Here is a 21,100-nt window from a genome sequence, read left to right on the forward strand (position 1 = left end):
GTGGGGCCGCGCCGCTCGCCTCCTCGGAGGTACGCGACCCCCATCCGCGATCCCCGGTCGACGCGCTCGAACGCGCCCTACGGAACCGGTCGTCCCGCCTCCAGGTACAGTGCGCGACCCCGCTCCCGGGCGCGCAACGCCCACCGCAGGCGTTCGAGGCGGTGCGCGGGCAGCAACGTCGCCGCCTCCTCCTCCGTCACGAACCGCCACGCCCTCAACTCCGGTCCGGGCAATCGCAGTTCCTCCGTCTGGGCCTGCGTCAGCCGTCCCCCGTCGAAGAGCAGCCGCAGGCCCCCGTACGCCGGGTGGGCGGGCGGCTCCCAGTCCGTCACCAGCAGCTCCGGCAGCCGCCCCAGGACCAGCCCCAGTTCCTCCTCGACCTCCCGCACCCCGGCGCGGGCCGGCGCCTCCCCCGCTTCGACGACACCTCCGGGGAACTCCCACCCCGGTTTGTACGTCGGGTCGACGAGCAGCACCCGGTCCCGGTCGTCGAAGAGGAGGACGCCGGAGGCCACCGTCTCCCGGGTCGGTTCGGGTGTCTGCACTATGTCGCAGATCCCCGCGACGTCCGTGCGCACGGCTTCCGCGATCCGTTCGGCCGTCTCGCGGACGGTCAGCCGCCCGTTGTCGATGACGTGCGCGTCGGCCGAGAGCCAGCCCAACGCCTGCTGATATGCCGGAATGTGGTCGTACGCCCACTGTCTGACCCGCAGGTCCACCTGCTCGGGCGCCCCCGGTTCCTCCCTGGTCGCGATCCGCTCCCGAAGAATCGTTTCCTCAGGGGCGAGCAGCACATGGCGCACCGGGATCCGTCGTGCCGCGAGGCCACCGAAGATCTCGTCCCGGTACTCCTGGCGCAGCAGCGTCATCGGCACGACCAGTACCCCGCCCAGTTCCCCCAGCATCGCCGCGGCCGTGTCCACGACGAGCCGCCGCCAACTCGGCAGGTCCTGGTAGTCGGAGACCTCCGCGAGCCGTTTGCGCGGCAGCAGCACCCGCAACGCGTCCCCGATGAACTCCGGGTCGAACAACGCGCTATCCGGCAGGAGTCCGGCCAGTTCGCGGGCCGTGCTGGTCTTCCCGGCACTGAAAGTGCCGTTGATCCAGACAATCACGTCTACCCCTCTCCCGATGGCTCGCCTCGAAGCCCCCAGAGGCTTGCCCGCACCACCCTGCCACGGAAACCCATTCGGCGACCGAGTGCTTATCCTCAAGGTCAGAGCCTTGCCCGAGGCTCGTCCGACCACTCCGCCGGAGATCCCGTGCCCCAATCCCGCCGCCCGTCCGAGCCCCGTTACGGCAACCGGCCGACCATGAAGGACGTGGCGGCCCACGCCGGCGTGGGCCTGAAGACGGTCTCACGGGTGGTCAACGGCGAGCCGGGGGTCACGCCCGACACCGAGCGGCGCGTCCAAGAGGCCATCGACGCGCTCGGATTCCGCCGCAACGACAGCGCCCGCGTGCTGCGCAAGGGCCGCACGGCCACCGTGGGCCTGGTCCTGGAGGATCTCGCCGACCCCTTCTACGGTCCGCTGAACCGCGCCGTGGAGGAGGTGGCGCGCGCCCACGGAGCGCTCCTCATCAACGGCTCCAGCGCCGAGGACCCGGACCGGGAGCGGGAGTTGGCCCTCGCATTGTGCGCCCGGCGGGTGGACGGGCTGATCGTGATTCCGGCCGGGGACGACCACCGGTACCTGGAACCGGAGATCCGGGCGGGCGTGGCCACGGTGTTCGTGGACCGCCCGGCGGGCCGGATCGACGCGGACGTGGTCCTGTCGGACAGTTTCGGCGGCGCCCGGGACGGGGTGGCCCACCTGATCGCCGGCGGCCACCGCCGGATCGGTTTCATCGGCGATCATCCGCGCATCCACACCGCGACGGAACGCCTGCGGGGCTACGAGGCGGCCATGGCGGACGCGGGCCTGCCGGTGTCCGAGTCCTGGGTCTCGCTGGGCTCCACGACGCCGGACCGGGTCACGGCGGCGGCGCACCGGATGCTGGCCGGCCGTGAGCCGGTCACCGCGCTCTTCGCGGGCAACAACCGGGTGACGGTCACCCTGGTCCGGATCCTGGCCGGCGGCGCCGATCCGGTGGCGCTGGTCGGCTTCGACGACTTCGAGCTGGCCGACCTGCTGCGTCCCGGCGTGACGGTGGTCGCCCAGGACGCGGCCGCCCTGGGCCGGGTCGCCACGGACCGCCTCTTCCAGCGCCTGTCGGGGGCCGCGCTGCCCCCGGCCCGGATGGAACTCCCCACGCGCCTGATCCCGCGCGGCTCGGGCGAGATCCCCCCGCGAGCCTGACCGACACCGGACACCGAAACGCCGGACAGCAGACAGCAGAGGCGGGATGCGACGAGGCCCGACCGGGAACACCCCGGCCGGGCCTCGTCGCAGCGCGTGCGCCCGGCGCGCCGAGCGCGCCCCGGTCGACCGGATCAGGCGGTCGCCGTCAGGGTCGCCGAGCGGCGCGGGATCGCGAAGGCGTCCAGTTCCGCGCGGGTCAGGCCGGTCAGGGCGGTGACCTCGTCGGCGCCGACGGCGCCGCAGTCCAGGCCGCGGACCAGGTAGCCGGCCAGGGCCTTGGCGGTGGCGGGTTCGTCCATCACGTCGCCCTCGATCTTGGCCACGTACGCCTTGAGTCGCGCGGCGGCGGTCTCCAGGCCCTCGCGGTAGAAGGTGAACACGGCCGCGTAGCGGGTCGGCAGGTGCGCGGGGTGCATGTCCCAGCCCTGGTAGTACGCGCGGGCCAGGGCGCGGCGCGTGAGACCGTAGTGCAGCTTCCAGGCCTCGTGGACGTGCTCGGTGGTGCCGATCGGCAGGACGTTGGTCGAGCCGTCGGAGACGCGTACGCCGGTACCCGCGGCCGCGACCTGCATGATGGCCTTCGCGTGGTCGGCGGCGGGGTGGTCGCTCGACTGGTACGCGGCGGAGACCCCGACGCAGGCGCTGTAGTCGAAGGTGCCGTAGTGCAGGCCGGTGGCACGGCCCTTGGCGGCCTCGATCATCCGGGCCACGGTGGCGGTGCCGTCGGAGGCGACGATGGACTGGCTGGTCTCGATCTGGATCTCGAAGCCGATCCGGCCCGGGCGCAGGCCGCGGGTGATCTCGAAGGCTTCCAGCAGCTTGACGAAGGCGCTGACCTGCTCGGCGTAGGTGACCTTCGGCAGGGTGAGGACGAGACCCTCGGGGAGGCCGCCGTGCGCGAGGAGCCCGGACAGGAAGATGTCCGTGGTGCGGATGCCGCGGTCGCGGACGTTGGATTCCATGCACTTCATGCGGATGCCCATGTACGGGGCGTTGGTGCCGTTGGCGAAGGCTTCCGAGACGAGGCGGGCGGCGCGGGCGGCGGCCTGGTCCTCCTCCTCGTCGGAGCGGACGCCGAAGCCGTCCTCGAAGTCGACGCGCAGGTCCTCGATGGGCTCGGACGCGAGCTTGGCGCGCACCCGGTCGTAGACGGGCACGGCCAGTTCGCCGGAGATGCCGAGCACCTTGGCGAAGGTCGCGGCGTCGGGGGCGTGCTCGTCGAGGGCCGCGAGGGCCTGATCGCCCCAGGAGCGGATGGTGTCGGCGGCGAAGACGTCACCGGGGACGTAGACCGTGTGGATGGGCTGGCGGGTGCCGGGGTCGCCCGGGTAGTGGCGCGCGAGTTCCGCGTCCACCGGCGCGAGGGAGGCGCTGATGCCCTCGCTGACCGCGCCTGCGAGGCTCGTCGCCACCTTCTCCTGCTGACCCATCGTGCACTCTCCTCTTTTCCGCTTCACGGAATCTTAGATCCGTATTGCAGAATTTAGTCACGGGGTTCCGCTCAGTCAATGGTCCCCCGGCCCTCCCGGGGAAACGACTCGGGGCCGTGTGGTGACAAACACCACACGGCCCCGGAGGCGGAGAGTACGCAGGTCAGCGAGTGACCCGGGGGTTTCAGCCCTTGCGCGCCTTGATCTCGCCGGTCAGCTGGGGGACGACCTCGAAGAGGTCGCCGACCACGCCGTAGTCGACCAGGTCGAAGATCGGGGCCTCGGCGTCCTTGTTGACGGCCACGATGGTCTTCGAGGTCTGCATGCCGGCCCGGTGCTGGATCGCGCCGGAGATGCCGGAGGCGATGTACAGCTGCGGGGAGACCGACTTGCCGGTCTGGCCGACCTGGTTGGAGTGCGGGTACCAACCGGCGTCGACGGCGGCGCGCGAGGCGCCGACGGCCGCACCGAGGGAGTCCGCGAGGTCCTCGATGATGTGGAAGTTCTCGGCACCGTTGACGCCACGACCGCCGGAGACCACGATCGCGGCCTCGGTCAGCTCGGGGCGGCCGGTCGACTCGCGCGGAGTGCGGGAGGTGACCTTGGTGCCGGTGGCCAGGGCGCCGAAGGTGACGGCGAGCGCCTCGACGGCGCCGGCGGCCGGGGCGGCCTCGACCGGGGCCGAGTTCGGCTTCACGGTGATGACCGGGGTGCCCTTGGAGACGCGGGACTTGGTGGTGAACGACGCGGCGAACACGGCCTGGGTCGCGACCGGACCCTCGTCGCCGGCCTCCAGGTCGGTGGCGTCGGTGATGATGCCGGAACCGATGCGGACGGCCAGGCGGGCCGCGATCTCCTTGCCCTCGGCGGAGGACGGGACCAGCACGGCGACCGGGGAGACGGCGTCGTACGCGGCCTGGAGCGCGTCCACCTTCGGCACCACGAGGTACTCGGTGAACTCGGGGGCGTCGGCGGTGAGGACCTTGACGGCGCCGTGCTCGGCGAGCACGGCGGCGGTGGCCTCGGCGCCGGCGCCGAGGGCGACGGCGACGGGCTCGCCGACGCGGCGGGCGAGCGTCAGCAGCTCAAGGGTGGGCTTGCGGACGGCGCCGTCCACGTGGTCGACGTAGACGAGAACTTCAGCCATGGGAATGCTCCTGCGAATGCGAAGAGGTCAGGGGGGCGTCGAGGTGACCGAAGCTCTTAGATGAACTTCTGGCCGGCCAGGAACTCGGCCAGCTGCTTGCCGCCCTCGCCCTCGTCCTTGACGATCGTGCCGGCGGTGCGCTCCGGGCGCTTGGTCGCGGAGTCCACGGCGGTCCAGGCGCCCTCGAGGCCGACCTCTTCGGCCTCCAGGTCCAGGTCCGACAGGTCCCAGGCCTCGACCGGCTTCTTCTTGGCGGCCATGATGCCCTTGAAGGACGGGTAGCGGGCCTCGCCCGACTGGTCCGTCACCGAGACGAGCGCGGGGAGGGAGGCCTCCAGCTGCTCGCTCGCGGAGTCGCCGTCGCGGCGGCCCGTCACGGTGCCGTCCTCGACCTTGACCTCGGAGAGCAGGGTGACCTGCGGGACGCCCAGGCGCTCGGCCAGGATCGCGGGGAGGACGCCCATGGCCGCGTCGGTGGACGCCATGCCGGTGATGACCAGGTCGTAGCCGGCCTTCTCGATCGCCTTGGCGAGCACCAGCGAGGTGCCCATGACGTCGGTGCCGTGCAGGTCGTCGTCCTCGACGTGGATGGCCTTGTCGGCACCCATCGAGAGCGCCTTGCGCAGCGCGTCCTTGGCGTCCTCGGGACCCACGGTCAGGACGGTGATCTCCGCGTCGTCCGCCTCGTCGGCGATCTGCAGCGCCTGCTCGACGGCGTACTCGTCGAGCTCCGACAGCAGACCGTCGACGTCGTCGCGGTCGACGGTCAGGTCATCGGCGAAGTGCCGGTCGCCGGTGGCGTCGGGTACGTACTTCACACAGACAACGATCCTCAGGCTCACGCCGGCTCTCCTACCGCATCGTCTATTTCTGATACCGCCTTGTGCAGGCAGCATAGGCGCCTTGTCGGGCGGATCCCGATCGGGGCGGCCCGCGCCCCGACAGGAATGTTACTCGTCAGTACACAGTTGGTCTTCCCTGGTGGCAAGGCCACCGAACTGTGATCTGCCCAACGCCGCCCGAACGGGCGCCGGCAGGGACGATTCAGTCGCGCAAAGCGTTGAAGCGACCCTGGTGGTACAGGAGCGGACGCGCCTCGCCGGCCGGCCCCGAGGCGGGATCCCCGGCCACCGCCTCCGCGATGATCACCCGGTGCTCCCCGGCGGGCACCCGGGCCACCACGCGGCACACCAGCCACGCCAGCACCCCCGAGAGCACCGGGACCCCGTGCGGACCCTCGACCCGTTCCGTGCCCGGCCCGAAGCGGTCGGCGCCGCTGCGCGCGAACAGTCCCGCCAACTCCCGCTGGTGCTCGCCGAGTATGTGCACGCCGAGATGCGTGGAGTCCCGTATCACGGGCCAGCTGGAGGACCCCGTTCCGAGGGTGAAGGACAGCAGCGGCGGCTCGGCGGAGACCGAGTTGAGCGAGGTCGCGGTGAACCCGACCGGCCGGCCGGTCGGGCCGGCGGCGGTGATCACGGCGACTCCCGCGGCGTGTTGCCGGAAGACGGAGCGCAGCAGGTCGGGTGAGCCGGGCAGGCCGGTGGTCGAAGAGGGGAACTCAGCCGTCGGGGCCGTCATGGAAGGACTCCTTCTGCCGCGCGGTCGCGGGGCACGGTGGGGATCGGGCAGCCGGGGGCGTTCAGTGATCCCAACAGCGCGCGCTCGCGTACCGGACGAGGTCCACATGTGTCCGTCCGTAAAGCAGGAGTTCGTACCGCATGTCGCCAGCCTGACGATCATCCGTGTACACAGTCAAGCCGCAGCGGCCAGATGTCAGGCGCGTCACGCTGCGTACGGGCGCGCGCACCGGCGCGATCACGCCGGCCCCGCCGCGCGCCCGACCGTACGGGTGACCCCGGGTCCCCTTGTACGGGGCGTCACACGGCGGCGCCCAGGGCCGCGATCACGTCCGCCTTGCGGGGCATTCCGGCCGCCCGCCGGACGATCCGCCCGGCCGAGTCCAGCACCAGCACCGTCGGCGTCCGGTCGATGCCGAGCGCGCGCACCAGTTCCAGGTTCCGCTCGGCGTCGACCTCGATGTGCGCGACCCCGTCCACCATGGCCGCCACCTCGGCGAGGATCCGGCGCGTGGCCCGGCAGGGCTGACAGAACGCGCTGGAGAACTGGACCAGGCTGGCCCGCTCCCCCGGCTCCGCGCCGAGCTCGGCGACGCCCAGCGCCGTCGCGTTCCCCTGTCCGCGCACCTCGGCTCCCATCGATCCCCGCCTGCTTCCGTTCGTACGCTGATCCGAGCGCCCCGCGGGTGCGCCGCATTCCCCGCGGCTTCCCGGCGTGACGAGAATCTCCCCGGGCACAAGCGTCTGGGCTGGCCAGCAGCCCTCGTATGGGGCACGATCCCCATGGTCAGCGTACCTACGCTTCCGTAACTTCCGGCCGGGGGCACCTCCCCAGGCAGAAAGGCGGGGTCTCCCCACCATGGCTGAGCTCGTCTACCCTCCCGTGATCGGCGCGGCGCACACGCTGTTCCGCGCGCTGGACATCCGTATCGACATGAAGGGCACCGAGAACATCCCGCGCAAGGGCGGGGCGGTCCTGGTGTCCAACCACATCGGTTACCTGGACTTCATCTTCGCCGGCCTGACGGCGCGGCCGCAGAAGCGCCTGGTGCGCTTCATGGCCAAGGAGTCGGTGTTCCGGCACAAGGTGTCCGGTCCGCTGATGCGGGCGATGAAGCACATCCCGGTGGACCGGGCGCAGGGCGAGGCGGCGTACCAGCACGCGCTCGACTCGCTGCGCGCGGGCGAGATCATCGGGGTCTTCCCCGAGGCGACGATCTCCCAGTCCTTCACCCTCAAGACGTTCAAGTCGGGTGCGGCGCGCATGGCGCAGGAGGCCGGGGTCCCGCTGATCCCGGTGGCGCTGTGGGGCACCCAGCGACTGTGGACCAAGGGCCGCCCGAAGGACTTCAAGCGCAGCCACATCCCGGTGACGATGCGGATCGGCGAGCCGATCGAGGCGCCGTCGGACCAGTACGCCGGGGCGATCACGCGCCGGCTGCGCGAGCGCGTGCAGGAGCTGCTGGACGCGGCGCAGCGCGCCTACCCGGCCAAGCCGAAGGGGTCGGACGACTCCTGGTGGCTGCCGGCCCACCTGGGCGGCACGGCGCCCACGCCGGCGCAGGTCAAGGAAGCCGGCTGAGCGGAGCGGTAACGGCGGGCCACGACCCTGGGGGGCCGAGTGAGCGGGTTCGGGCGATATCTGGCCGCCGCGCTCGCCGCGCGGTTCGCCTCCGAGGGCATGGGCATGGCCGTGGTGCTGTTGGCCCTGGAACGCACCGGGGACGCGGCGTACGGCGCCTTCGTCCTGACCGCCTGGCTGGCCCCGCACGTACTGGCGGCTCCGCTCGCCGGGGCCGCCGCCGCGCGGGCGCGCAGCCCCCGGCTGTTCCACGTGGGCTGCCTGGCGGGGTTCACGGCCGCAGTGGCGGCCCTGGCCCTGCTGTTGGGCCGCGCCCCGGCGCCGGCGGTGTTCGCGGTGGCGGCGCTCGGCGGCGCCTGCGGGCCGATGGTGACGGGTGGACTGTCGAGCCTGGTCGCGGGGTTGTGGCCGCCCGGGCCGGGTCGCGACCGGGCGTACGGCTGGGACGCCTCCACGTACAACGCGGCCGGGGTGACCGCTCCGGCGGCGATCAGCCTGGTCGCGGCGACGGGTTCGGCGGCCTCCGCGATGGCGCTGCCGGCGGCGGCCGGCGCGCTGGCGACGGTGCTGGCCGCGACGCTTCCGTACGGGACCCCTGGCGCGGGTCGACCGGCGGGCGGACCCCGGGTCGGGGTGGGCGGCGGTCTGGCGGCGCTCTGGCGGGTCCGGGAACTGCGCGCCATCACGTCGGCGACGACCCTGGCGTTCGTCGGCATCGGCTCGCTGACGACCACCTCGGTGCTGTTCGCGACCGGCCTCGGCAGCCCGGGCGCGGGCGGGGTGCTGATGACCGCCTTCGCGGTGGGGGCGTTGGGCGGTTCCCTGACGTTGGGTCGGATCACGGCCGTGGCTCCGGGCCGGCTGGCCTGCGGGGCGTTGGCGGGCACGGGACTGGCGTTGGCGGGGGCCGCGTTCGCCCCTTCCGTCACGTGGGCGGCGGCCGCGTTCGCGGTGGCCGGGGTGTGCGACGGTCCTCTGCTGACGGCCACGCTGCGGATCCGCTCGGACCACGCGCCCGACGGGGTCCGCACCCAGGTGTTCACGCTCGGGGCGGGCCTCAAGCTGACGGCCGCGTCGGCGGGCGCCGCCCTGGTGGGGTTCGCCGCCGCCGCGCCGCCCTGGACGCTGCTGCTCGGGATCGCCGGGCTCCAGTCGGCCGCCGCGCTGCTGTACGCGGCGCTGACGCGTGGCCCCGTGGCGCCGAAGGCCGTCACAGCGCCGTCGGCAGCCTCCGCCACAGCTCCGACCGGTCCGCCGACTCCCGGAGGGCCGTGAGCGGGGCGGGGTGGGGGGCCGCGTACAGCTCGGGGTAGTCCACTTCGCCGAGTTCGGGGCGGACGGTGAAGGCGAGCCGCTCGTGGTCGAGGGTGAACCGGGCGTCCACGCCGGGCTTGTTGCCGCGCGGGTCCACCCGGGCCCAGTGCGCGCTGCCGGGCAGGCGCAGGGCGACCAGGCCGTGGATCAGCGGTCGGGAGCCGTCGTCCTCGGTCAGGCGCTGGTAGCAGAGGGCGGCCGGGATGCCCCGGGCGCGCAACAGGGCGACGAGGGCGTGGGACTTGGCGTGGCAGATGCCGGTCCGCGCGTCGAGCACGTCGGAGGCGCGCCAGGTCACGCGGTCGTCGCCGGTGTCGGCGGAGTGCGCGACGGTGTCGCGGACGAACTCGTAGGCCACGGCGGCGTAGGCGTACGGGTCGCCGCCCGTGGCGGTCCAGAGCGCGTCGGCGGTCTCGGCGACGAGGGGATGGCCGTGGTCCACCGTGTCGTCGGCCGCGAGATAGGCGGCGAGGTCGGGTTGCTCCTGGATCATTTCCATGATCCAGGAGCATACCTATGCATGTTTCGGCATGCCTATCGAATTATGGGCGTCGGGCGGGCCCTACCGGGCCAGCTCCTCCTTGAGCGCCTGGAGGAACGCGTCGACGTCCTCCTCCTGGGTGTCGTAGCTGCACATCCAGCGCACGTCACCGGCGATCTCGTCCCAGAAGTAGAAGCGGAACCGCTCCTGGAGCCGGCGCGTCACCGCGTGCGGCAGTCGTGCGAACACCGCGTTGGCCTGCACCGGGTAGAGGATCTCGACCCCGTCGGTCTCCCGGACGCCGGCGGCCAGCCGCTGCGCCATCGCGTTGGCGTGCCGTGCGTTGCGCAGCCACAGGTCCTTGGCGAGCAGGGCCTCCAACTGCACCGACACGAAGCGCATCTTGGACGCGAGTTGCATCGACATCTTGCGGATGTGCTTCATCTGCCGGACCGCGTCGGGGTTCAGCACGACGACGGCCTCGCCGAACATCATGCCGTTCTTGGTCCCGCCGTACGACAGGACGTCCACGCCGACCGCGTTGGTGAAGGCTCGCATGGGCACGTCGAGCGCCGCGGCGGCGTTCGCCATCCGCGCGCCGTCGAGGTGCACCTTCATGCCCATGCCGTGCGCGTGCTCGCAGATGGCCCGGATCTCGTCGACGGTGTAGACGGTGCCGAGTTCCGTGTTCTGGGTGATCGAGACGACCTGCGGCATCGCGCGGTGCTCGTCCTCCCAGCCCCAGGCCTGCCGGTCGATCAGCTCGGGGGTGAGCTTGCCGTCCGGGGTGGGGACGGTGAGCAGCTTGAGCCCGGCCATCCGCTCGGGCGCGCCGCCCTCGTCCACGTTGATGTGCGCCGACTCGGCGCAGACCACGGCGCCCCAGCGGTCGGTCAGGGCCTGGAGGGCCGTGACGTTCGCACCGGTGCCGTTGAAGACCGGGTAGGCCTGCGCGTACGGGCCGAAGTGGCTGCGGAAGATCTTCTGCAGGTGTTCGGTGTACTCGTCGTCGCCGTAGGAGACCTGGTGGCCCCCGTTGGCCAACGCGATGGCCTCCAGGATCTCCGGATGCACCCCCGCGTAGTTGTCGCTGGCGAATCCGCGCACCGCCGGATCGTGGTGGCGGTGCGCATCGGTCTTCCCGCTCGCGGTTCTCACGGTTGCGGAGTGAGCCACAGACGCTGTCCGTTCACATCGGGTGCGGGCCGCTCCCAGACGCCGGCGATGGCCTCGGCCAGCTCCTTGACGTCGGTGAAGCCCGCGAACTTCGCAGTGGGACGCTCGGCGCGCATCGCGTCGTGCACCAGTGCCTTGATGACCAGGATCGCAGCCGCGGCGTTCGGCCCGTCCTCGCCCCCCGCCTTGCGGAAGGAGTCCGCCATGGCGAGCGTCCAGGCCTCGGCCGCCGCCTTGCCGGCGTTGTACGCGGCGTTGTTGGCGACGGGCTTGTGCGCGCCGGACTGGCTGATCAGGACGTAGCGCCCGCGGTCGCTGCGGAGCAGTCCGTCGTGGAAGGCGAGCGAGGTGTGCTGGACGGTGCGGACCAGGAGCTTCTCCAGGAAGGTCCAGTCCGCCAGGTCGGCGTCGGTGAAGGTCTTGCTGCCGCGCCAGCCGCCGACGAGGTGGACGAGTCCGTCCACTCGACCGAACTCCTTCTCGGTCCGCTCGGCCCAGGCCTTGGTGGCCTCCAGGTCGAGCAGGTCCACGGTGTCGCCGACGACGGTGGCGCCGCCGTGGGCGTAGCGGGCCGCGTCCACGGCCTCCGCGAGGCGCGTCGGGTCGGCGTCGGCCGCGACGACCACCGCGCCCGCCTCGGCGAGGCGGAGCAGGGCTGCCTGGCCGGCGGGCCCACCGGCCCCGGCCACCGCGATCACCGCTCCGTGCAGCTTCCCGTCACCGTTCCCGGTGGTACCGGAGCCGTTCATCTGTGCAGCCTCCTGTGGGCGAGAGCTCACGCGGCGGCCTGCTCGGCCGTCTCGGCGTTCAGGGCGGTGATGCCCTTCGTGGAGGCGATCACACCCTTGAGCTTCTTGGCGAGGGCCTCATAGAACATGCTCAGGGGAAACTCGTCCGGAAGCACGTCGTCGACGAGCTTGCGCGGCGGCAGGGTGAGGTCGAGGGCGTCGGGGCCCTTCGCCCACTTGGATCCCGGGTGCGGGGCGAGGTAGGTGGAGACCAGTTCGTAGGCCTTGAACCAGTGGACGAGCTTCGGGCGGTCGATGCCGGCCCGGTAGAGGTCCTCGATCTCGGCGCAGAGCTGGTTGGTGACCTGCGGGGCGCGCATCCAGTCGATCTTCAGCTTGTTGTCCGTCCAGCGCACGACGTCGTGCTTGTGGAGGTACGCGAAGAGCAGCTGGCCGCCGAGGCCGTCGTAGTTGCGATTGCGGTCGCCGGAGACCGGGAAGCGGAACATCCGGTCGAAGAGGACGGCGTACTGCACGTCACGGCCGTGCTCGTTGCCCTCGGACTCCAGCTTCACGGCCTCCTTGAAGGCGGTGAGGTCGCAGCGCAGCTCCTCCAGGCCGTACATCCAGAACGGCTGGCGCTGCTTGATCATGAAGGGGTCGAACGGCAGGTCGCCGTGGCTGTGGGTGCGGTCGTGGACCATGTCCCACAGCACGAAGGCCTTCTCACAGCGGTGCTGGTCCTCGACCATCGCGGCGATGTCCTCGGGCAGCTCGATGCCCAGGATGTCCACGGCGGCCTCGGTGACCCGGCGGTAGCGCGCGGCCTCGCGGTCGCAGAAGATGCCGCCCCAGGTGAAGCGCTCGGGGGCCTCGCGCACGGCGATGGTCTCCGGGAAGAGCACGGCGGAGTGGGTGTCGTAGCCCGGGGTGAAGTCCTCGAAGGTGATGCCGAGGAAGAGCGGGTTGTCGTACCGGGTGCGCTCCAGCTCGGCGAGCCACTCGGGCCACACCATCTTCAGCACGACGGCCTCGAAGTTGCGGTCCGGGTTGCCGTTCTGCGTGTACATGGGGAAGACGACGAGGTGCTGGAGGCCGTCGGCGCGCCCGGAGGCCGGGTGGAAGGCCAGCAGGGAGTCGAGGAAGTCCGGCACGCGGAAGTCGTCCGCGACCCACTTCCGCAGGTCCGCGACGAGCGCGGCGTGGTACGCGGTGGCGTGCGGCAGCAGCGGGGTCAGCGCGACCACGGAGTCCACGACGCGCTCCACGACGGCCTCGACCTCGACGCGGGCGGGGGCCCCTTCGGCCTCGAAGTCGATCGAGCCGTCGGCCGACTGCCAGGGGCGGATCTCCTCCACGGCGGCCTTGAGCGCGAGCCACGCGGGCTGGTCCACTACCCGCGTTTCCGCGGTCGTCACGGCACCGCCGACGCCCGGCACAAGAGTTTCCGTCATGTCACTTCCTCCACAGGAGAACCTCACGTCAAGACAGCGTATGCATGTGAGGCTCTCCCACTCAAGAGAGAAGTCGGGAAATTATCCTGCCGCACCCCCTGCTTCGCCGAAATTCTTCCCGTCCTTCACGGTGGAAGCCAAGCCTCCGGTCTTCCGCCCTCATACCCCGCGGACCTGCGAGAACGCACCCGGGACCCCTCCGGGCCTCCAAGGCGCGCCGGCTCGGGCGGGCGCGGACCGGGGGGACCGGGCCCGCTTCCCGCCCGCCCGTGATCCTGCTCACTCGGCGCCGCGAAAGTGCGGGATGACGTGCTCTCCCCACTGGCGCAGCGTCTCCAGGCAGGCCTTCTGGGGCACCGTGCCCATCTGGACCAGGCACATCACCTCGTCCGCGCCGGCCGCCCGGAGCCGCTCCACGTGGGCGATGGCGTCGTCGGCGCTCCCGTAGGCGTGATCGGCGTTGAAGGTGGCCGTGGCGGTGGGCCGCACCGGGATGTCCTGCTCGTGCAGCCGGGCCACGACCTGCTCGGCGGCCCTGCGCATCTCGGCCGGCTCATCGGCGCCCGCCACCACCGCCTCGTCCGGGACGCCCGCCCCTCCGTACCAGTGGCCGATCGACTGGGCGAAGAACCGCTGCCCCCGGACGCCGATCCGGCGGGCCTCGGCCGGATCGGCGAGCACGATCGTCGGGCAGAGCACCGAGAAGTGGTCGTTGACCGCGGTCGACACGAAGCGCGCCCCGTCCCGCCCGGCGATCGCCCCGTCGTACACGGCCCGCATGCGCGCGATCGACTCCGGCCCGGCGAAGCCCATCACCAGCGCCCCTATCCCCAGCTCGGCGGCCTGTACGAGGGTCTCGGCGCGGCTGCACGCCAGGAAGAGCGGCGGGTGCGGGGTCTGGGCCGGGCGGGGCAGGATCGGGTGCGGGCCGATGTCCAGCAGTTCGCCGTGGTACTCCAGCTCCTCCTCCCGCCAGGCCCTGCCGATGATCCGCAGCGCCTCCTCCACCTCGGCGGTGGTCCGGTCCTTGTCCACCCCGCACAGGGAGGTCTCCTGCGTGGTGCCGCCCCGCCCGGCGCCCAGGTCGAGCCGCCCGCCGGACAGCAGGTCGAGCATGGCGGCGCGCTCCGCGACCCGGACCGGGTGGTTGAAGTTGAAGGGCATGCACACGACGCCGTGCCCGATGCGTATGGTGTCCGTCCGGGCCGCGACCCAGGTGAGGAAGATCTCCGGGGCCGACATGTGCGCGTACCACTTCAACGAGTGGTGCTCGACGGCCCAGATCCGGTCGAATCCCATGCGTTCGGCGAGTACGGCCTGCTCGACGCAGTCGCGGATGACCTGGTGTTCCCGTTCCGCGGTCGGGTCGGCCAGCTGAGCTTCGAAGATCACGGAGAATTTCACGATGCCTCCAGAGTTGCGTCCCGTGCCCGGCCTTGCTTCGATTCGGAATATGACTAGTAGTCAGAAGTCGAGGAAGCAAGACCTCGCGCAGGTCCTTCCGCCGACCGCGTGGGCGGTTCTCGGCCTGCTGTCCTTCCCCGGGGAGCGCACGGGCTACGAGCTGAAGAAGTGGGCGGACTCCTCGCTGCGGTTCTTCTACTGGTCGCCGGCCATCAGCCAGATCTACGCCGAACTGCGCCGCCTGGAGGAACTGGGCTACGCGGCCTCCGTGCGCTCGGGCCCCGAGGAGGTGCGGACCAAGCGGCGCTACGCCATCACCGACGCCGGACGCACGGCCCTGGCCGGCTGGGCCTCGGACACCGCCGAGGCCGGGCCCCCGGTCCTCAAGCACGGGCTGCTGCTGCGGATCTGGCTCGGGCACCTGGCCGAGCCGGCGCTGCTGCGCACCATGGTGGAGGACCACCTGGAACGCACCCGGGGCGAACTGGCCGCCGTTCGGGAGGCCATGGAACACGCCGGCGGGGTGAGCGAGTGGGCCTTCCCCACCCTCGCGCTGCGCTGGAGCGAGCGGCAGCACCTGGCCGAGCTGGAGCTGGCCGAGGCCCTGCTCGCCGACCTGGCCGAGGTCGAGGCGGTCACCGCCCCGGAGGCCGGGGCCGCCGCCAGCGTCAAAGCGGGCACCGCCGGGACCGAGGGCGGACCCGGCGCCGGGGCCTGAGTCACGGGCGCCGGCGTACGTCCGTCAAGCCGATGGGGACGCGCCCACGCCCGGGTGACACGACGACGGCCCGGCGGGCCGCACGAGCCCGACGGGAAAAGGCCGGCGCGCTCCTCAGCGCCCCCGCACGGGCGGTCTCATCGCACGCCCGGCGCACTAGCATGCGCCTTCACCGCGCGCGGCCGGCCGGGACACCGCGACCGTGCGGGGAGCCGCCGTCGACGGAAGCGAGAGAACCTTGACTTTCCTCACCATCGGTCATCGCGGGGTCATGGGTGTCGAACCGGAGAACACGCTGCGGTCGTTCGCCCGCGCGCAGCGATCCGGCATGGACGCCATCGCCCTGGACGTGCGCCTGAGCAAGGACGGCGTCCTCGTCGTGCTGCACGACGAGGAGGTGGACCGCACCACCGACGGGGCGGGCCCCGTCGCCGAACTCACCCTCGCCGAACTGCGCGCGCTGGACGCCGGGCAGGGCGAGCGGGTGCCGGTCCTGGACGAGGTGGCGGACGCGGTCGAGGTACCGCTCCAGGTCTGCGTCCAGGACCCGGCCACCGCCGAGGCGCTCGCCCGGTGGATCCTGCGCCGCGACCTGACCTCGCGGGTCGAGGTCGCCTCGTACCACGACGCGGTGCTCGCGGAGGTCGCCCGGCTGGTGCCGGGCGTGCGCGGCTGCCTCTACGCCGAAGCCCACGAGGCGCACCGCGGGGTCGTCGAGGGCCGGGCCCCGGCCGCGGGCGCCGAGACCGTCGCCCTGGACATCCACCGGCTCAACCTGGAGATCGTGGAGGCGCTCCACGCGGCGGGGCTGCGGGTCACCGGGCGGACCGTCAACACCCTGGAGCACCTGCGGCTGGCGCGCGCCCTCCAACTGGACGGTGTGATCACGGACTTCCCGGAGATCCGCAGCACAGGCCGCTTCACTGCCTGACCGCACGGGTCGGGCGTGGGGGCCCGGCCACCCGCAGGGCGCGCTACAGCGACTTGACCAGCAGCTCGAAGGCCAGGTCCTCGCGGCGCGGCTTGCCGAAACGCTCGTCGCCGTACGGGAAGGGGCTCAGCTCGCCGGTGCGCGCGTAGCCGCGGCGCACGTAGTAGGCGATGAGCTCCTCCCGTACGTTGATCACCGTCATCCGCATCTCCTTGACGCCCCACTGCTCGTAGGCACGCCGCTCCGCCTCGGCCAGGATCTCCTTGCCGAGGCCGCCGCCCTGAAGGCCGGGGCGGACGGCGAACATCCCGAAGTAGGCGTGGTCGCCCCGGTGCGCGAGGTGACAGCAGGCGACGATCTCGCCCGCGCGTTCGACGACGAGGAGCACGCTGTCCGCGCCGCCGATGACCTGGCGGACACCGTTCTCGTCCGTGCGCTGTCCGTCCAGGTAGTCCGCCTCCGTGGTCCAGCCGCCGCGGCTGGCGTCCCCGCGGTAGGCCGACTCGACGAGCGTCACCAATTCCGGCACATCGGCCTCGACGGCGCTGCGATAACTCAGTTCGGTGGGGTGGGCGGTCGACATCGACGGCTCCGTTCTTCCTCTGGGCACATGCCGCGCCTGGCACGGTATGGAGAGCCTAACCCGGGCCGGCGTGCGGACCTTCGGACAGGGGCATCTCTTCCGGTGACGCCGACGAACCGGGGGGTTCCGCCGTGCACGGATCCGCGATGTCCTCCACCTCCGCCATGTTCTCCGCCTGGCTGCTGGTGCTGCTCTGCGGCGTGAGCGGGGCCTACTGTCTGCTGCGCGCGAGCAGAGCCGGCCGGGAGGGCCGCGGCCCGGCGGCGGGCGAGGCCGTGATGGGGCTCGGGATGGCGGTGATGGCCGTGCCGCCGGGGACCGGGGCGTGGGGCGCGCGAATCCTCCTGGTCGCGTTCTGCGCGGCCGCCGCGCACGCGCTGTGGCTGCTGCGCGCCGGCGCCCACCACGCGCACCACCTGGTGGGTTCCCTGGCGATGGCCTACATGGCCTACCAGGGCCTGGCGATGACCGCCGGACACGGGCACGACACGGGGGCCGGGGCGGCGCGGGGGGTGCCGCTGGTGACCGGGGTGCTGCTCGTCTACTTCGCGGGGTACGTCCTGCTCGCCGGGGCCCGGCTGATGGCCGGCGGGGGCGGCCGGCCCGTGGTGTCCGCGGCGGGCGGGCAGTCCCTCGCGGCGGCCGTCGGCGGGGCCGGCGAACTGACCCGGGCCTGCCGACTCGCCATGGGCATCGGCATGTTGGCGATGCTGCCGGTCATGTGAGGTGCCGGTCGGGCCGCGCCGGCACGTGTCCTGCGTCACCAATGCGCCGAGGCGATACCCGGGGGTGGTCCCGCGCTCATAGGCTGGCGACCATGATGGTCCCCGCCGCCCTTCTGCTGCTCGGCGCACTGACCGCTGTGCTCGCTCCCCGTCTGCTGGCCCGGGCCCGGTGGCCCGACCGGGAGCCGGTCGTCGCGCTGTGGGTGTGGCAGTGCGTGGTGGGTGCGGTGCTCCTGTGTCTGGCGTTGTCGATGGTGTTGAGCGCTGCGGCCGCCTGGTCGGCGGTCCGGGGCCGGCTCTTCGCGTCCGCCCCGCACGGTGTGGCCGACGCGTACGCGTTGGGTACGGCGGGCGGCCCCTGGGCCATCGGCACCGCGCTGGTCCTCGCGGGCGGCGGGCTGTGGACGGGCGCGATGCTGACGCGCGAGGTGCTGCGGGCGCGAGCCCGGCGGCGCGTGGGGGCGGCCGAACTCCGGGACCGGGCCCCGCTGCTGCCCGGCGAGGACCCCGCGGCGGCCCGGCTCGTCGTCCTGGAGGGTCCCCGGCCCGAGGCGTGGTGGCAGCCGGGGGCGGTGCCCCGCCTGGTGGTCAGCACCGCGGCGTTGGGTCGGCTCAAGGGGAGCCAGCTGGACGCGGTGCTGGCGCACGAACAGGGTCACGTGGCGGCCCGGCACGACTGGTTGTTGCACTGCTCGCGGGCGCTCGCCCAGGGATTCCCGCAGATCCCGGTGTTCGCGGCGTTCGAGGCCGAGATGCACCGGCTGGTGGAACTGGCCGCCGACGACGTGGCCTCGCGACGCTTCGGGCGGCTGACGATCGCGCTCGCCCTGGTGGGGCTCAACGAGGACCGCGGTGTCTTCGGCCCCTGTCCGACGCCCCAGGCCCACGTACCGCAGCGGGTGCGGCGCCTGCTGTCGGCGGCGCCCCGCCTGTCGCCGGTCCGCCGGCTGCGTCTGACGGCCCTGGCGACCCTGGTCCCGGCGGTGCCGCTGCTGGTCGCGTTCGTGCCGGGGCTCAGCGCGCTGACGTAGGGCCCCAGATCGCGCGCGGTGCGAGGATCACCGTATGCGGAATGACCTCGTACGGATTGCCGGGATCTCCTGCGCGCTGCTCGCCGCCGTCCTGACGGCGCTCGTGGTGAGACGGTGGGAGCCGCTGATCTCCTACGACGACGGGGTCGCCCGGGACCTGCACGCGCACGCCGTGACCCACCCCGGGGTCACGCACCTGGCGCGGGTGCTCTCCGACTGGGTCTGGGACCCGTGGACCATGCGCGCCCTGGCCGTGGCCGCCTGCCTCCTGTTGTGGTGGCGGGGCGATCGCCACCGCGCGATGCGGGTCGCGGTCGCCGCCCTCGTGGCCTCGGTGGTGCAGCAGGGGTTGAAGGCGCTGGTGGGTCGGGAGCGGCCGGAGTGGCCGGACCCGGTGGACTCGGCGCACTTCGCCGCGTATCCGTCCGGGCACGCGATGACGGCGACGGTGGTGTGCGGAACGCTGCTGTGGCTGCTGCCCGGGAAGACCCCGCGCACGGGGGTGGCCGCGGCGTGGGCCCTCGCCGTCGTCTCGGTGCTCGGGGTCGGCCTGACCCGGCTCTACCTCGGCGTCCACTGGTTCTCGGACGTGCTCGCCGGCTGGCTGCTGGGCGTGGCCCTGGTCGTGCTGGTGACGCGGTGGCGGCCCCGCTCCGGGCGGCCCCCCGCGTCGCCCGGAGCACCCGGCCCCGCCTGAGGTGTCGCGACCCCGTGGAGGTGCGGTCCCGTTCGCGGGGGCAGACCTGTTGGGTGGGTCGGACCAGCATCTCGGCCACGACGTGCGGCGGCCGGCCCACGATGTAGCCGATCGCGTCCGCGATGTCCTGCGACTGGAGCCGGTCGATCCCGCCGAACCGTCACCGGTCCCCGGCGCGCGGTGACGGCCGCACCCTCCCGGGCGAGGGTCGTCGCCGTGGCCTCCCCGAGGCCGCTCGACGCGCCCGTGACCAGGGCCACCGTTCCGTTCAGTCTTCCGTCCACGATCGTCTCCTCGTCCGGATCGGGCGACGGCTCCTGTGCCCAGGATGCGCGCGTGCGGCGTACCACGCCGGTCGGGGCCCCGGTGGGCCCTGTGGCAGGCTCTGATCATGGACGCACCCTCGCGCGGCGCCTGGTCGCGCGCCGGAATCAGCCGTGACGGCGGACCGCTGCGGGAGACCGACACCGTCGTGTGGCTCCAGAGCGGCCGGTTCTACGCGGACAGTCGCGGTTTCGCCGGCGCCACCTCGTACGCCGGCGGGCAGGTCACCTTCCACCACGAGGTGGGCGTCCCCGGGCACGACGTGGGAACCCTGCGCCGGGAGGGGGCCGGCCTGGTGGAGACCGGCACGAACCTCGACGGCAGCACCTTCCTGGAGGTCTGGATCCCCCTGGGCGACGCGGCCGAGGAGGGTGGCGACGCCGGGACGGCCGGGGAGACGCGTGGCGACGCCGGGTCGTGGCGTGTCGGCGACACCCAGACGGTCCGGGTGGGTGCGCACGTCGTGCACGTGGACGGGGCCGGGGTCGGTACGCACTTCCTGCCGCCGCCCCACTGATCCGTTCGACCCGCGACCCGAGCGGCCCGGGTGCCGTCCACGGCGGTCCCGCTCCCCCGCGTCGAATGTGACGGTCCGGCGTACGTTGGAACGTGAGGCAGGGTGCGGGCGGCAGGAAGGCCGGAGCCCATGGCAAGAGCAACCCATTCCCCCGTCGCCGGCAAGGTCACCGGCATCCTGAACAGTCCCTTCGTCGGCATCTCGCCCTGGATCGCGTTCTCGCTGCTGGTGGGGCCGGGGCGGTTCGAGTGGGCGGTGGCGCTGGCCCTGGTCATCTCGCTGACCCTCGTGGTGGGGGGCCGGCTGGTCGCCCGCGGCTCGTCGTGGAAGCTCCTGGAACTGTCCGACCTGGTGTTCTTCGGGGTCCTGAGCATCGTGGGCCTCACGGCGAGTCCGGGGACCCTACGGTGGCTGGAAACGTACGCCGGCGAGGTCTCCAACATCGCCCTGGTGGTCATCGCCTTCGGCTCCATGGCCGTGCGGATGCCCTTCACCCTCCAGTACGCCCGTGAGCGCGTGGACCCCTCGCTCTGGAAGACGCCCGCCTTCCTGCGGACGAACTACGCGATCACCGGGGTCTGGGGGCTCGCCTTCCTGGTGGCCGCCGTCGCGGGCGCCTTCGGCGACCTGGTGCTGCGCAACCCGAACAACATCTGGACGGGCTGGATCATCCAGATCCTGGCCATCGTGGCGGCCCTGCGCTTCACCGACTGGTATCCCGACGTCGCGCGCGCCAAGGCCCGCGGCCTGCCCGCACCGCCGGTCTCCAGGCTGCTGCTCCCGCTGGCCGGACTGCTGATTCCGGTGGGGATCGCCGTGCTGATCTTCGACGACATGTGGTGGCTCGGCGTCGGCCTGATCGTCGTCGGTGGTCTGACCACCCGACTGCTGCGCCGGCAGGAGGAGCCCGCCGGTGCGACGGATCGCCAGGTACCCGGCTGAATCGTTTCACCACATCGCCGGAACCTGCCTGCT

Annotated in this window: 22 protein-coding genes; 10 read left to right on the forward strand and 12 right to left on the reverse strand. The window is 72.5% G+C overall.

Going from position 1 to position 21,100, the window contains the following annotated elements:
- Positions 1-77: 77 nt before the first annotated feature.
- Complete coding sequence (locus OTB19_RS06175; protein WP_267796998.1) at positions 78-1,115, reverse strand: NUDIX hydrolase; 1,038 nt, start codon at positions 1,113-1,115, stop codon at positions 78-80.
- 198 nt (positions 1,116-1,313) lie between these two features.
- On the opposite strand from OTB19_RS06175, the gene OTB19_RS06180 reads away from it, so the two are divergent.
- Positions 1,314-2,300, forward strand: a complete 987-nt coding sequence (locus OTB19_RS06180) for a LacI family DNA-binding transcriptional regulator (RefSeq protein ID WP_267797056.1) — start codon at positions 1,314-1,316, stop codon at positions 2,298-2,300.
- 134 nt (positions 2,301-2,434) lie between these two features.
- On the opposite strand, the gene OTB19_RS06185 is transcribed toward OTB19_RS06180, so the two are convergent.
- The 5 genes from OTB19_RS06185 to OTB19_RS06205 all read right to left on the reverse strand — a co-directional run bounded on the left by OTB19_RS06185 (position 2,435) and on the right by OTB19_RS06205 (position 7,099).
- Positions 2,435-3,733, reverse strand: a complete 1,299-nt coding sequence (locus OTB19_RS06185) for a DUF6986 family protein (RefSeq protein ID WP_267796999.1) — start codon at positions 3,731-3,733, stop codon at positions 2,435-2,437.
- A gap of 184 nt (positions 3,734-3,917) precedes the next feature.
- Complete coding sequence (locus OTB19_RS06190; protein WP_053678303.1) at positions 3,918-4,880, reverse strand: electron transfer flavoprotein subunit alpha/FixB family protein; 963 nt, start codon at positions 4,878-4,880, stop codon at positions 3,918-3,920.
- A gap of 56 nt (positions 4,881-4,936) precedes the next feature.
- Positions 4,937-5,722 carry an electron transfer flavoprotein subunit beta/FixA family protein gene (locus tag OTB19_RS06195; protein WP_053678301.1) on the reverse strand — a complete coding sequence of 262 codons (786 nt, stop codon included), beginning with the start codon at positions 5,720-5,722 and terminating at the stop codon, positions 4,937-4,939.
- Positions 5,723-5,924: 202 nt separating this feature from the next.
- Positions 5,925-6,461, reverse strand: coding sequence for a flavin reductase family protein (locus OTB19_RS06200; RefSeq protein ID WP_267797000.1), 537 nt, complete (start codon positions 6,459-6,461; stop codon positions 5,925-5,927).
- 299 nt (positions 6,462-6,760) lie between these two features.
- Entirely contained in the window at positions 6,761-7,099 is a 339-nt protein-coding gene (locus tag OTB19_RS06205; RefSeq protein ID WP_267797001.1) for a TlpA family protein disulfide reductase, read from the reverse strand.
- 220 nt (positions 7,100-7,319) lie between these two features.
- Here OTB19_RS06205 and OTB19_RS06210 point away from each other — a divergent pair, with 220 nt between their 5' ends.
- Entirely contained in the window at positions 7,320-8,042 is a 723-nt protein-coding gene (locus tag OTB19_RS06210) for a lysophospholipid acyltransferase family protein (protein WP_267797002.1), read from the forward strand.
- 39 nt (positions 8,043-8,081) lie between these two features.
- Complete coding sequence (locus tag OTB19_RS06215) at positions 8,082-9,317, forward strand: MFS transporter (protein ID WP_267797003.1); 1,236 nt, start codon at positions 8,082-8,084, stop codon at positions 9,315-9,317.
- Here OTB19_RS06215 and OTB19_RS06220 read toward each other — a convergent pair.
- The 5 genes from OTB19_RS06220 to OTB19_RS06240 all read right to left on the reverse strand — a co-directional run bounded on the left by OTB19_RS06220 (position 9,253) and on the right by OTB19_RS06240 (position 14,599).
- Complete coding sequence (locus tag OTB19_RS06220; protein WP_267797004.1) at positions 9,253-9,855, reverse strand: transglutaminase-like domain-containing protein; 603 nt, start codon at positions 9,853-9,855, stop codon at positions 9,253-9,255. The two genes, OTB19_RS06215 and OTB19_RS06220, sit on opposite strands and share 65 nt — an antisense overlap.
- A gap of 63 nt (positions 9,856-9,918) precedes the next feature.
- Complete coding sequence (locus OTB19_RS06225) at positions 9,919-11,013, reverse strand: threonine aldolase family protein (protein ID WP_420716803.1); 1,095 nt, start codon at positions 11,011-11,013, stop codon at positions 9,919-9,921.
- Positions 10,992-11,762 carry an SDR family NAD(P)-dependent oxidoreductase gene (locus OTB19_RS06230; protein ID WP_267797006.1) on the reverse strand — a complete coding sequence of 257 codons (771 nt, stop codon included), beginning with the start codon at positions 11,760-11,762 and terminating at the stop codon, positions 10,992-10,994. The genes OTB19_RS06225 and OTB19_RS06230 overlap by 22 nt, the downstream gene beginning before the upstream one ends.
- 26 nt (positions 11,763-11,788) lie before the next feature.
- On the reverse strand, positions 11,789-13,195 hold the full coding sequence (locus OTB19_RS06235) for a DUF6421 family protein (protein ID WP_267797007.1): 1,407 nt from the start codon (positions 13,193-13,195) through the stop codon (positions 11,789-11,791).
- Positions 13,196-13,474: 279 nt separating this feature from the next.
- Positions 13,475-14,599 (reverse strand): LLM class flavin-dependent oxidoreductase, encoded by a 1,125-nt coding sequence (locus OTB19_RS06240; protein WP_267797008.1) that lies wholly within the window; start codon positions 14,597-14,599, stop codon positions 13,475-13,477.
- Between the two features lie 49 nt (positions 14,600-14,648).
- Here OTB19_RS06240 and OTB19_RS06245 point away from each other — a divergent pair, with 49 nt between their 5' ends.
- Positions 14,649-15,317, forward strand: a complete 669-nt coding sequence (locus OTB19_RS06245) for a PadR family transcriptional regulator (protein ID WP_267797009.1) — start codon at positions 14,649-14,651, stop codon at positions 15,315-15,317.
- Positions 15,318-15,555: 238 nt separating this feature from the next.
- Positions 15,556-16,248: a glycerophosphodiester phosphodiesterase gene (locus OTB19_RS06250; RefSeq protein WP_267797010.1), complete on the forward strand. Its 693-nt coding sequence runs from the start codon at positions 15,556-15,558 to the stop codon at positions 16,246-16,248.
- Between the two features lie 43 nt (positions 16,249-16,291).
- On the opposite strand, the gene OTB19_RS06255 is transcribed toward OTB19_RS06250, so the two are convergent.
- Positions 16,292-16,831: a GNAT family N-acetyltransferase gene (locus tag OTB19_RS06255; protein ID WP_267797011.1), complete on the reverse strand. Its 540-nt coding sequence runs from the start codon at positions 16,829-16,831 to the stop codon at positions 16,292-16,294.
- Positions 16,832-16,977: 146 nt separating this feature from the next.
- Between OTB19_RS06255 and OTB19_RS06260 the strand changes: the two genes are divergently transcribed.
- From OTB19_RS06260 to OTB19_RS06285, 5 genes are all read left to right on the forward strand, one after another.
- A complete protein-coding gene (locus OTB19_RS06260; RefSeq protein WP_267797012.1) occupies positions 16,978-17,556 on the forward strand; it encodes a DUF5134 domain-containing protein in 579 nt (192 codons plus the stop codon).
- A gap of 92 nt (positions 17,557-17,648) precedes the next feature.
- Complete coding sequence (locus OTB19_RS06265) at positions 17,649-18,587, forward strand: M56 family metallopeptidase (protein ID WP_267797013.1); 939 nt, start codon at positions 17,649-17,651, stop codon at positions 18,585-18,587.
- Between the two features lie 34 nt (positions 18,588-18,621).
- A complete protein-coding gene (locus tag OTB19_RS06270; protein WP_267797014.1) occupies positions 18,622-19,284 on the forward strand; it encodes a phosphatase PAP2 family protein in 663 nt (220 codons plus the stop codon).
- A gap of 391 nt (positions 19,285-19,675) precedes the next feature.
- A complete protein-coding gene (locus OTB19_RS06280; RefSeq protein WP_267797015.1) occupies positions 19,676-20,125 on the forward strand; it encodes a hypothetical protein in 450 nt (149 codons plus the stop codon).
- A gap of 129 nt (positions 20,126-20,254) precedes the next feature.
- Positions 20,255-21,067 (forward strand): hypothetical protein, encoded by an 813-nt coding sequence (locus OTB19_RS06285; protein ID WP_267797016.1) that lies wholly within the window; start codon positions 20,255-20,257, stop codon positions 21,065-21,067.
- Positions 21,068-21,100 lie beyond the last annotated feature (33 nt).

Source organism: Streptomyces sp. H27-H5 (genome assembly GCF_026627505.1).
In the GTDB taxonomy this organism is placed as follows: domain Bacteria; phylum Actinomycetota; class Actinomycetes; order Streptomycetales; family Streptomycetaceae; genus Streptomyces.